Annotated in this window: 9 protein-coding genes and 1 tRNA gene; 3 read left to right on the top strand and 7 right to left on the bottom strand. The window is 63.1% G+C overall.

Features of this window, described 5'->3' with window-relative positions; all coding sequences use genetic code 11:
- Window positions 1-123: 123 nt before the first annotated feature.
- The 3 genes from AC3B5T_RS16165 to AC3B5T_RS16155 all read left to right on the top strand — a co-directional run bounded on the left by AC3B5T_RS16165 (window position 124) and on the right by AC3B5T_RS16155 (window position 2,410).
- Window positions 124-948, top strand: coding sequence for a thioredoxin-like domain-containing protein (locus tag AC3B5T_RS16165; protein WP_010842963.1), 825 nt, complete (start codon window positions 124-126; stop codon window positions 946-948).
- A gap of 84 nt (window positions 949-1,032) precedes the next feature.
- Window positions 1,033-1,941, top strand: coding sequence for a DUF305 domain-containing protein (locus AC3B5T_RS16160; protein ID WP_055475002.1), 909 nt, complete (start codon window positions 1,033-1,035; stop codon window positions 1,939-1,941).
- 13 nt (window positions 1,942-1,954) lie between these two features.
- A complete protein-coding gene (locus AC3B5T_RS16155) occupies window positions 1,955-2,410 on the top strand; it encodes an SAM-dependent methyltransferase (protein WP_055475003.1) in 456 nt (151 codons plus the stop codon).
- Here the strand turns inward: AC3B5T_RS16155 and AC3B5T_RS16150 are convergent.
- The 7 genes from AC3B5T_RS16150 to AC3B5T_RS16120 form a co-directional block, all read right to left on the bottom strand.
- A complete protein-coding gene (locus AC3B5T_RS16150; RefSeq protein ID WP_156354176.1) occupies window positions 2,407-3,351 on the bottom strand; it encodes a hypothetical protein in 945 nt (314 codons plus the stop codon). The genes AC3B5T_RS16155 and AC3B5T_RS16150 overlap by 4 nt on opposite strands.
- Window positions 3,352-3,367: 16 nt before the next feature.
- Complete coding sequence (locus tag AC3B5T_RS16145) at window positions 3,368-5,341, bottom strand: ORC-CDC6 family AAA ATPase (RefSeq protein ID WP_156354178.1); 1,974 nt, start codon at window positions 5,339-5,341, stop codon at window positions 3,368-3,370.
- On the bottom strand, window positions 5,341-6,321 hold the full coding sequence (locus tag AC3B5T_RS16140) for a phosphoribosyltransferase-like protein (protein ID WP_055475004.1): 981 nt from the start codon (window positions 6,319-6,321) through the stop codon (window positions 5,341-5,343). Before AC3B5T_RS16140 ends, AC3B5T_RS16145 begins: the two co-directional genes overlap by 1 nt.
- Before the next feature lie 8 nt (window positions 6,322-6,329).
- A complete protein-coding gene (locus AC3B5T_RS16135) occupies window positions 6,330-7,616 on the bottom strand; it encodes a TRM11 family methyltransferase (RefSeq protein WP_156354180.1) in 1,287 nt (428 codons plus the stop codon).
- A 309-nt stretch (window positions 7,617-7,925) separates the two neighbouring features.
- Window positions 7,926-8,001 (bottom strand) — tRNA-Arg (locus AC3B5T_RS16130).
- 56 nt (window positions 8,002-8,057) lie between these two features.
- Window positions 8,058-11,039 (bottom strand): AAA family ATPase, encoded by a 2,982-nt coding sequence (locus AC3B5T_RS16125; protein WP_055475005.1) that lies wholly within the window; start codon window positions 11,037-11,039, stop codon window positions 8,058-8,060.
- Window positions 11,036-12,226 carry an exonuclease SbcCD subunit D gene (locus AC3B5T_RS16120; RefSeq protein ID WP_055475006.1) on the bottom strand — a complete coding sequence of 397 codons (1,191 nt, stop codon included), beginning with the start codon at window positions 12,224-12,226 and terminating at the stop codon, window positions 11,036-11,038. The genes AC3B5T_RS16125 and AC3B5T_RS16120 overlap by 4 nt, the downstream gene beginning before the upstream one ends.
- Window positions 12,227-12,278: the final 52 nt, after the last annotated feature.

The raw sequence follows: 12,278 nt of genomic DNA, 5'->3' as shown, positions 1-12,278 counted from the left end.
ATCACCGACAATCGCACCCCGCTCGACCCACGGGGCCCACCAGTACACTCGTGGGCGCCGAGCGCGTGCCGGGGCATTCCGCCCGCCCGCCCGGCGCCCGCAGTCGGATGAGGAAAGAAGTCAATGGCGCGCAAACCAGGGGCGAACGTCCCCAAGTCCCGCAAACGAGCAGGCTCGGTTCCCTCGGCGACGGGACGGCAAATCGACTGGATGCTGATCGGTGCCGTCGTGGTGGTCATCGGTCTCATCGCGGGTCTCGCGATCTACCTCGTCCCCAAGTTCAACGAGCAGCGCGCCGAACAGAAGGACGACGTCGCCGTCGAGTCGGTGTCGGAGTTCGTGCCCACCCCGCAGAAGCCGGACCCGGCGTCCGACATCCCCGGTGTGACGAAGCGGTACTACGAGGCCGCCCGCCACGTCACGGCCGACCAGCGCGTCGCCTATGACCAATCGCCGCCGTTCGGTGGTCCCCATGACGAGATCTGGGCGACCTGCACCGGCGTCGTCTACCCGAATCCGCTGCGCTCGGAGAACGCCGTTCACGCGCTCGAACACGGCGCGGTGTGGATCACCTACAACCCGGACACGATCTCCCCGGAGGACCTCGACTACCTCAAGCAGCTCGTCCGCGGTGAGCAGTACCTGTTCCTGTCGCCCTACCCCGGACTCGACAAGCCGCTGTCCCTGCAGAGCTGGGGCCACCAGCTCAAGCTGGACTCCGCCGGCGACCCGCGTGTCAACCAGTTCATCACCGCGTTGCGCCGCAACATGATGCCCGGTGTCTACCCGGAGAATCCGCAGACCGCCGCCTACCCGGAGACCCAGGCCACCTGTACCGCCATCCCCGGGTTCGATCCGTCGAATCCTCCGCCGGCCGACCAGGGCGAGCCCGGCCCCGATGCGGTCCCGATGGACGGCGGCAGCGGCGCCCCGACGCCCGCGGGCTGACGCGGTTCACACCCGAACATCAGTCCGGCCACCGGCCCGGCCCGACGAGACGACCCCGGCCTGACGAACGACGAGGACCCAGCGATGACCGACAGCAGCGATCGTCCCGAAACCCCGGACGACACAACGACTTCCGTGGCAACTGACGACGCTGTCGAGACGTCGTCGCGTCCCCGGATCCTGCTCGCGCTGGGCGGGGCGGCGCTGCTTCTCTTCGGTGTCGGCCTCGGCCTGCTCATCCAGGCGAGCCTCGCTGAGGACCCCACCGGCGAGGACTCGCCCGCCGCGAACTCGGCGGCTGTCGGATTCGCCCAGGACATGACCCGCCACCACGAGCAGGGAGTGGAACTGGCGGCCATCGAACTCGAACACGGCACCGACCCCGAGGTGCGGAGCATGGCGTTCGACATCCTCACCGCCCAGAGCAACGAGATCGGCCAGATGCAGTCGTGGCTGTCGCGATGGGGCCGGCCCGTCACCAACCCCGGGGCGACCATGGCCTGGATGGGCCACGGGGGGTCGGACACCGAGGGACACGACCATTCCGATCCCGCGGATCACACCGAGGGCGGTCATGATCACGGCAGCATGGACCACGGAGACGGCGGCCACGGGGACATGGACCACGGCGACATGGATCACGGCGACATGGATCACGGGGACATGCCGATGCCGACGTCCGGCGCGCCCGCTTCGGGTGCGCCCGAGTCCGACGCCGAGCAACCGGCGATGCCGGGTATGGCGACGTCGACGGAGATGGAGCAGTTCCGCGCGATGCGGGGTCCCGAGGTGGACATCCGGTTCCTGCAGCTGATGCTGCGCCACCACGAGGGCGGTCTGCACATGATGGAGTACGCCGCGGACCCGGCGAACGTCGAGCAGGCCTACGTCCGCGACCTGGCGTCGAGCATGAAGCGAACCCAGGACAAGGAGATCGCCATCATCACCCAGATGTTGGCACTGCGTGGTGCACAACCGCTTCCGATGAACTGAGCAGCGCCGCGACGTGCTCTCACCACGACTCGCCGCCGCGGTCGACGCACTGCCCCTGACCCCCGGTCTGCGAGTCCTCGAGATCGGCTGCGGGCCCGGGGCAGCGGCACGCGAGGTGGCGCGGCGCGTGGGCCCCGACGGATTCGTGCTGGGCATCGACCGGTCGTCGCGGGCCGTGAGCGCCGCGCGTCGTACCGCGCTCGCCGACGGGCTGCGCCCGGACCCGCTCGACTTCGAATGCGGCGCGATCGAGGACTTCGTACTGGGTGACCGCATCCCGTTCGACGTGGCCTTCGCGCTGCGGGTCGGCGCACTCGACGGGCGACACCCCGAGCTCTACGACGCGGCCGTGCAGGCCGTGGCCCGTGCGCTGCGACCGGGCGGCGAGCTGTTCGTGGACGGCGGTGACCCGTTGCGACGTGTCGGGTTACCACCTCGCACTGGTCCTGGTCGCGACGTACCAACCTAGCGATCAATCGTTAGCGCGTCTAGCTCTAACTTATACTCATGAATAGCGCCACTCCCAGTAGACGTTTCTCTACTGTAGCGCTGCGCGTAAGGAAAAATAACACTAAGCGGGGAGTCAAAACCCTCGCATAGGTAGTACCAAGCGAACCCGAGAACCTGAGACTTAGGACCAACCGGCGCAAGGTACACATTCCCAGATACACCTTTTTTGCGGATCGACGAAATATGATCACTTAACACCTGCGCGGTCATGAATGGATTATTAGCCGGAGCGAATAGCAGACTGCGCGACCGAAACTCATTGATCGCTTCTTTCGCCTGGGATATACGATAGACACTTTCCTGATACATATGAGGTTGAAGTCCCGGCATTCCCACAAGCAGGTAATGCTCAGCTTTACTCTTTGACTCAGCGATAGCCTTCACGAGGCTGTGGTCGTAGCCAGCGCCGATCACAAGACAGTCCCGCGAGTCGATCGAAGCCGACTGCACACCCCCATAACCCGGTACCACAGCTACTCGCTCAACCGGACCCCTAGTGAAGGTCGTCTCCTGACCTGAAACATACGCGACCGGATCCGAATAGAAAACGGAAACTTCCGTAAACCCCGCGCGAAATAACATTAGAGGAAGGAGCAAAAGGTGGGGCCGCATCATCCCAGTGATGTCAATACCAATACGCTTATCCGGCGTTAAGCCAAGATCCCGTATACAGCGCTCCCAGGAATCTATCTCAGACTCCAGTGGATCAGTTTTCCAACTCATCGTGGGCACCTCAGAATCCGAGTACTCGTACTCGTGGTGCACGAGCCACCGTTTCTCAACGGCACGCGCAAGCTCGAACAGCGTCTTTACCCGCTCCGATCCGTTATACGCAGACAGAAAAAGGTCGAACGACAAGCCCGAAACATCGGAGTGGGTCAACCGACGCCGCTTGAACACACTGTAATCGTACATATCAGAACAGATATCCAGCTTCAGGTTTCGTGAATGGCGCGTTCATCGGACCGGTTTTCTCCTTTACCATCTTTCTGAACGCGGACTCCTCTACATCTGGCGAAAAAAGAGTCAACACCTCATGCCCGGCGAGCGTTAGGTCACCCCGTCTTCCGAAACCGAGGCCGAAGAATGGGGCCAGCATCGGATGTAATTGATACTTGTGATGGACCGGACCGCGGTTTCTCGCCCGCCGGCCACCCGAGACTTCAATCAACATGCGGTACTTCACACAGTCACGAATTACCTCAATTGTGCTATCGTCCACGCCTTCTAGATTCGAAGAGAACGTCGTCAGGCTGACCTCCGCGGGTTTATCCGAGTAGCGTACTTCGTGCAGTAAAGTACCAAATCTGCGGATCGCTCGATCACAATTAGTACCTGCTTGACCAAGCGGACGTACATCATTTAGATACCAGGCAGATGCCTCGCGCACACCTGCTGACTGCGTAGCAACTGAGATAGTCTCGGGCCCGCCAAACGGATCGATTCCGCGCCACTCCGCGCGTGTGGTAATTGCCTTCAGAATTACAAGGAGGCTCCGCGGCAAGAAACCCGACATTGAGATAAGGGAGTCGATACCGGCATATGGCAGATCGACAGAATAGTCATCGTAGACTTGCGCAATCAAATCTTGCCGCCAAAGACCCAGAAAATTCCTCAGTTGCGTTGAAACGTGCTCGCCCACCACAAGAGGTTCAACGAACTCCCTTGCGCTAGTAAAATGACTTAGCGACAGCAATTTGTTCTGACTCCACCTCTGATATGCACGCAATATAGCAAGCTTCTCTACCAGAGGAAAACCTTCAAAACGGACTGCGGCTACAGCGTCCTCTGCGAGTTGCCTATTCCCCGCGACGCTTGTTATGGCTTTACGCAGATTAATCAAATAGCGCGGCTCGTTTGCTCCCATTACTTCCAAGAGCTGATCGTTTATGCTATTAAACGAGTTGTCAGAATCGAGCTTTTCAATCCATGCTGGCGTATCCTGCACAGCCGTACTAGTCTCGCTTAGACGTTTGCTTATCATCTCGATACAGAAAGTTCGATAGGTGACACCTCCCTCACTATATGCATTCTCGGGGACGATCTTGCTAAACTCGCTCCCTTCCTTGTTCTCTTCGCCTGCACTAAGAGTTCTGTGGGTTCGGATACCCCACTCCCTAGCGCCGATGAGGAAAGAAGTAGGCAGCTTCTTTTCACGCACGAGCGTATTTACAAACATTTGTTGACTTGCGGTCAAATTCTCGAGTTCGTCCAACATGTACGTAATCCGGACGTTCTCGAAACCTACCAACGTGCTCTGCAAAAGTGTCCCTATGCCAAAAATTAATGAACCGGGATTGAAAGCGACCTTTAAGTTGAGCTCGCGTGTTAGCGGCGCATTGTTGACTGCACTATCGATCGAACGTTGCAGAGCCGTGAGGGAAACCCGGACACCATCGAGAACGTCTTCGTGGCCCATTGGCTCCAGACCTTCGACCAGCTCAGATACTCCGGCCGCGAACTTTCGGAGTGCGGATATACTCCAGGGTGATTCAGCTTTCTGAATGTCAGCAAGCACGTCAAAGAGCAAGAGCGCAAGCCGCACCTCCAGCCACTGTGCGAAGACCGCTCTCCATGCCTCTTCACCGATTCGCCCGCCTTCGAACCTGCTACCGTCGAGCCCGCTAGCAGGCGCGTAGATTCCTACATACCCTTCGTACTCAAGGCGCGCGAGAATTGAGCCCTTGGCTCGAGACTTTTGCAAGCTATAGGAATAGTGGCGCATGAGATGCGTTCGTCCGCCACCTTTGCCGCCTACCAAGTACTGGGTAATCGAACTACGAGGATCAACAAGCGGGTAGGTCGCATGCGAGAAGCTGACGAAACGGGCTGCAATCTCCTGGTCCGTAAAGTCTACTGCCTTGGTGACCTCAAACGGGTTTCTTCGCATTAGTTAAGCACCTTGTTGAAACGCGGAAAAACCGGCTCCCAATCGACCGATGTTTCGTTCACCCAAAACACAGGTAGCGTGTTGTCTGGCACGTTGTGCTCGAACCCTAACAACAATTGCCCATCCTTATACCCGCAGGGGAAGGGTGGGACCAAGAGCTCACCGTACTTTTTCGCGAAGTGGTGGCCATCTTCCATGGTCACACTGTCGGGGCACGTTCTGTAAACTCGCGAATGTGGAGAAAAAGCTCTCTCTGCGTCGTCTATCTCGTGCACCGCCTCAACGCAGTCGAATGGAAGTTCTCGAACTCGTCTCATCGCGTCGGGCCGCGCGAAGAGTGTGAAGTACCAGATTTCGATCGGGTCTTCCGACCCATTGTCAGCAGCACGCACATATTTCAATAACTTGTCACTGTACTCCCTGGCTTGGGTCCCTGAACCCATAATGTCGTCGATAAATACTAATCTCTTCAGACCGGCAATTGCGACCGCGTTGTCTGGCTCGCCTGGGGCCTTCTTAAGGATTTCGTGTTGGTGAATGAATAGAGTCTTACTAAGTCGATTGATTTGACGGAAGTAGTACAAAAGGTGCGCGCCGCTTTCGGAAGGGTTACCCATTCCCAGAAAACGGGTCGCCTGCAATTCGCGCTGAAACTCCGGTTCGAGAAGCGCTTGATCTCTGGTGCCGCCCAGATGCTCCCGCAGCTCTTGAATCAGCGGATATCTATACAAATCTCGATACATTGACTTCAGCATACCGCGTATAGTCTCTACATTGAAGAAGTCGAAATTAGCCAAGAGCTGCAGGGCGTGGACGCGTTCCTTTTCGACTTCGAACGCCCTGCCGTTAAAGTTGCTAAGCCATCGGTCGACATCGGCTCCGGTGACCCGTCCGTCCCAGACCTCATTTGAAAGCACTCTGATACGACTCATTAGACGCTCTTCGTCCGAGGTATCAACCAAGCCGAACCGGTTCTCCATGAAGACTCCTATTGTCCAAACTCAAATACGTCGATGTATTCGGCTCGGGCTGGTGCAGCGCTAGCCCTCCGTTTAGTCAGCAGCGCGCGACCCCGAATTTCATCTCGAAGACTTAATTCTTTTCTGAACCCATAATTTGATAGCAGCTCCCCCAGCAGTTCGTGTGTAGCGATCTCCAGCCCCGCAACCGTATTTGTGCCTGATACTAAGACCACGCGCATTGCATGCACCTTAAAGTGACGTAGGGCGCTTTCCATGTCGCTGAAATAGGTTGCATATATCGCGGCTCGCGTGGGTGAAACAAGCCGGATATCATTGAGAATGCTTACCACTCTGTGGTTACTGATATTTTGCTGGGCAAGTTTATCTGCGCGCGATAGATGTTCGCGACCAATACTACTGTGTTCAAGTTTCACGGTGCCTTTGGAATCTGAAAGACCCAGCCACCCAAGTTCTAGGCTCGAACTTCTGATGTATTTCTGCGCCGCGCCGTATGGTGGGCTGGTGATCACCAGAGATCGCCCAGACGCCGGAGCCTGCGACCATGAGCTTTCTCTGCGCGTGTCTCCAACAGTCACCGTCGCGGTGGGCAGCGAACCATCTAGCGTCTCGATCCGACGCGCTAACGCTGACGCCTCCCGCTCCCAGGATTCCCAAACATCCTGTCCCGAATACCCAATAGGATGTCTGGGACGCACGGGTACCGGAATTCTTCGATCTGTGCATGCTGTCCGCCTGGCGGTCAGAGCCAATGTCAATTCGACCGCAGCGTGGTGTGGTCCTGAGTCTTCGCGAATAACCGACGCTAAGCGACACAACGCCGAGTAGGCCTCGGGCGAGTACCATTTGGTCACATAGGCGCTTGGTTCAAGATATTTGCGCGTCCGCTTCGCCTCCTTGAGCACTTCACGGCAGAGCGACTCAAACGACTTGCTGTTGATCGGTGTGGTTTTCACCTTCGAGGCCAAAGCACCAATCGGGTTCTGCTCTATTCCGGTGGCGCCGAATCCGGCTCGTTGAGCCTCTAGAAGCACGGTGCCAGACCCACAAAATGGATCGATAACGTGGTCTATGTCAGCGACTATCTGCTCACAACGCAAAAGCATTCTCGGGATCTGTCTGAGAAGTCGTGCGGGGTAGGGGTACACGCTGTGCGTCAGGTCGTCTGAGGGGAGCGGCCCGACCAGCTCGCGGAAGCTCACGTCTAATGGGTCGCCGTTGTAGGAGTTCAACAAGTGCGCGAACTTCTCGGTGTATTTGCACGCCGCGTGTTCCCCTCGCTGGAGGAGCGACATTACTGTGCCATCCTGAGACGGGATGCGCTCGTCATGCTAGTCTGCGGAGCGCGCTTTGAGCCAGGCCGTTCTCGTCACATCGCTGCGCAAGTCCGAGCACGCTTGCTCGAAAGTCCGCGTCCATATGTAAGTCGCTCATTCGGGCATGTTCTCACGACAACGCCAATTCAGCGCCACTTCGAGACCCGTACGTGTGTGTCGCCAGCAACTTGAGCGACGTCAAACAGTCCGTCGAGTACAGCTCATGTCCCACTTCCAGCGTGAAGTAAGGGGTGGCTCGTTCAAGCTTCAAGGGGAAGGCTCCTGCAATGGTGCCCCCGGCAGGATTCGAACCTGCGGCCTTCTGCTCCGGAGGCAGACGCTCTATCCCCTGAGCTACGGGGGCTCATCGGGCGGGACTCAGCCTAGCGCACGGTTCGCCCGGCAGCCCAATCGGGCAGCTCACGACACGCCGAGGGGGCTCTGCACGCGCACCGACGACCCGTGCTCGCCGCGCAAGACGTGCAGCTGGGCCGGGATTCGCGCCCGGAGTTCGTCGACGTGGCTCACGACGCCGACGACGCGCCCACCGGTCCGCAGATCGTCCAGGACGCCCATCACGAGGTCGAGCGCCTCGGGATCGAGGGTGCCGAACCCCTCGTCGATGAAGATGGTGTCGAGCACCCGTCCGCCCGACTCCGCGGAGACGACGTCGGCGAGTCCGAGCGCGAGAGCCAGCGACGCGAAGAACGTCTCCCCGCCCGACAACGTCGTCGTCGCGCGGAGCGCGCCGGTGTACTCGTCGCGCACCTCGATGCCCAGGCCGCCGCGCCGGCCCCGGACACCAGCCGCGTCGGTGTGGACGAACTCGTAACGACCCGAGGACATTTCGCGGAGCCGGCCGGACGCGGCGACGAGGACCTCGTCGAGGCGTGCGGCCAGCACATACGACCGCAGCGACATCCGCCGAGAATTCTGTCCGCGTCCGCTGACCAGTTCGGCCAGTCCCTGGAGTTCGGCGTGGCGTTCCTGCATCGGCGCCAGCGCGTCGAGAGCCGCCCAGAACTGGGTGACGTACTCCTCCAGACCGGCGGCCTGTCGAGCGGTGACGGCGTGTTCCTTCGCCGCGGTCTCGAGGCGCCGGCGAGCGGCCTCACGCTCCACCGTCAGCCGTTCGAGATCCGGCTCGGGGGCCGACATCGCGGCCCGCACGTCGTCGTCGGCGAGGGTCTCCTCCGCCGCGGCGCGCAGACTCGCCGCCTCCTGCAACATCGTGTCCCACGCCGCGATCTGGGTGTCCGGGGCGAACGCCGCGCGAACCGCGGCGAGATCGTCGAAACCGGCATCGAGGCAGGCCGCGGACAGCCGGGCCGTTGCTCCGGCGACCCGGTCCCGCGCACGCGCGGCCTCCTGCCGGGCGTCGCGGAGACGACGTGTACGGCGAACCAGTTCGGCGAGTTCGCGGCGGCGCTCGGCGACGCCTCCGCGCCCGCCGGTCGCTTCGCGGACCGCGGAATCGAGCTCGGTGAGGTTCTGCCGCAACGAGTTCAGGCGCTCGCGCCGGGCGGACTGGGCCGACTCGGTGTCGGCGATGGTGGTGCGCCACGCATCGATCTCGGCGTCGACCCGATCGACGGCCTTCTGCAGTGCAGGCACTCGTGACGCGGCACGCTCGGCGGCCGCGAGATCGGCGCTCACCCGGGCCAGGTCGGCGTCGACGGCCTCGGGGTCGGCGCCGCCGATGACGGCGTCGAGATGCACGCGACGCTCGCCGAGTGCGGCGACCGCGGATTGGGCGATGGCCTTGATCGCACTCGCACGCTCTTCGGCTTCGGCCGCCTCTTCTTCATCGGCGACCGTCCCGTCGGGGTCGTCGGCGGTGGCGGGCCGCGGGTGTGCGACCGAACCGCACACGACGCACGCCTCACCGTCGACGAGTTCGCCGGCCAGCTCCACCGCCATCCCGGCGAGGCGACGCTCCCGCGCGTCGAGCACCCGCTCGCGGGCGGCGGCATGCGCATCACGGGCGTCGAGCAGCTCCTTCTCGGCGGCGACGAGCCGGACCAGGACCTCGTCCCGGTCGGTCAGGGCGTCGCGGACACGGCGGAGTCCGTCACGCTCGGCCCGCAGCTTCGGGGCCTGCAGGCGAAGGTCCTCGGCCGCGCGCAGCGCACCGGCGGCCTCGGCACGCCGACCCGGCGCGGCCTCGAGCGACTCCCGTGTCCGCGCGACCCGGCGTTCGGCGTCGGAGATGGTGGCATCGAGTGCATCGATCTCGGTGACCAGCGCAGGCCGCTGTGCGATCCGCTCGGCAAGCGGTTCCCAGCGCCCCGATTCCTCGGTCCAGCGGTCGATCGCCGCATCCAGGAGCGCGTCGAGGTCCTCGTCCGTGTCGACGGCACACAGGACCTCGCCCTCCGGCAACCGGCCCAGTTCGGCGCGGGCACCCGCAACGGCCTGCTCTGCGACCGTCAGATCGCGCACCGCACGATCGGAGTCGTCGGCGAGCGGAACGATCGGTGCGGCCCGCAGAGCGAGGCGGCGTGCCCGGCCCGCGTCCGCAAGCGCCTGCTCACCCTCGGCAAGCCGGGCGAGGCGCTCCGTGGCCGCACGCCCCCGGCGACGCAGCTCGGCGACCCGGCTCCCGCTCTCGTACGCGGCCTGGGCCTGGTCTGCCGCGGCCTGCGCCGCACCCGATTCGACGAGGGTGCGTTCCGCGGCCACCCGCGCACGCTCGAGACATTCCTGCGCCCAGTCGAAGTCGGGCTCGGCGATCGGCTCGGCACCGCCGACCGCGACGATCTGGCCGGCGATCCGGTCGAGCACCGCGGTCTGACCGGTCAGCGTGGCCGCGCTCTCCCGAGACCGTTCGCGCAGCCACTCCTCCAGGTCACCGAATCGTTCGGTGTCGAACAGCCTCTCCAGCAACGCTTCCCGCTCGTCGGAGTGCGCCCGCAGAAACCGCGCGAAGTCGCCCTGGGGCAGCAGCACGACCTGGAAGAACTGGTCGGCGCTCATGCCCAGCAGCCGTACCACCGCGTCACCGATCTCGGGGATACGGGTCAGGTCGGGCCCCGACCCGTCGACCCACGTCAGCGTCGCCCGAGCGTTCACCCTGCGGGTGCCGCCCCCGCGCTTCTTGGGTCGCTCGTGCTCGGGCGACCGCGTGATCCGGAGCCGCCGGGACGCAATCGTCGCCTCCAGCTCGACCTCCGGGACCTCGTCGGCCGCTGCGTGATCCGAATGCAGTCGCCGGTTGACGTCGCGCACGCCCGGGACCCTCCCGAACAGCGCGAAGGCGACGGCATCGAGGACCGTGGTCTTACCCGCGCCGGTCTGTCCGTGCAACAGGAACAGTCCGTCACCGCCGAGGTCGTCGAAGTCGACGGTGATCTCCTCGGCGAAGGGACCGAACGCACGGACGCGCAAGCGGTGCAGCCTCATGCGGACTCCGCGATGATCGCCTCGATGTCGAAGAGGGTCAGTTCGGCGGCGTCGGACTCGGGTTCGCCGACGACGGCGCGGAGTGCGCGCTCGAGGAGAACCCGCTCCCCCTTCGTCGGTTCGTCGCGCACGTCGGAGATGAACGAGGCGACGATCTCGGCGTCGGTGCGCCCACGCACACGGGACCGGTAGTCGACGCCGATGCCGGAGTGCGGACGCTCCCACTGCACATGGACCGCGAAGGGGAAACGCTCGCGCAGGCGTCGCATCGCGTCGGTGGGGCGGACCGGGTCGGTCAGCGTCACCTCGACATAGTGGTCCTGCGCCTCACCGAACCGGTCGTCGGTCAGCAGATCGGCGAGAACGCCGGTGAGAGAACTCAGTTCGCGGACGACGGGCAGCTCGCGGGCCCGGACCTCCGCGACACCGCCGGCGTCGAGATCGACCACCAGCGCCGCCTTGCGATGGGTTCGTTCGCCGAAGGAGTACGGAAGCAGAGAACCGCTGTAGCGGACGGTGTCGGTGACGCGCTGCGGTGAGTGCAGATGCCCGAGCGCGACGTAGTCGGCACCCGAGAACGTCTCGGCGGGAACGGTTTCGACACCGCCCACACTGATCGAACGCTCCGACCCGGAGGCCGCGGCCCCGCTGACGAAGGCGTGCGCCACCACCACGGACCGCACCCGGCGGGCGGCGAGGTCGGCACGGACCCGCGCCATCGCGGCGTCGAGCACGGCGGTGTGGCCGCCGACCGACTCGACGCCGAGGTGGCGGCGGGCGGTGTCGGGTTCGAGATACGGGATGCCGTAGATCGCGACATCTCCGTGGGTGTCCGCGAGCACGACCGGCCGGTCGATGTCGGCGATCGAGGTCCGAAGGTGCAGTCCGCCGGCGGCCGCGAACCCGGAGCCGGCACCGAGGCGGGTGGGCGAATCGTGATTGCCCGACGTGACGACGATCTGCGCTCCCGCAGCGGCGATCTCGGCCAGCCCCTCGTCGTAGACCCGGACCGCGTCCGCGGACGGGACCGACCGGTCGTAGACGTCCCCGGCGACGATCACGACGTCCGCGGACTCCGCGGCGACGAGCTCGGCCAGGTGGGACAGCGCGCGGCGCTGGTCGGCGAGCAGCTCGACCCCGTGGAACGTCCGGCCCAGGTGCCAGTCGGAGGTGTGCACGATGCGCATGGGCGCAACCTTACGGTCGGGTCCCGACAGATCGTGGGACGCGCGCTCTCGG

The organism is Gordonia sp. G4, from assembly GCF_057770005.1.
This window is presented reverse-complemented; position numbering and strand designations above follow the sequence as displayed.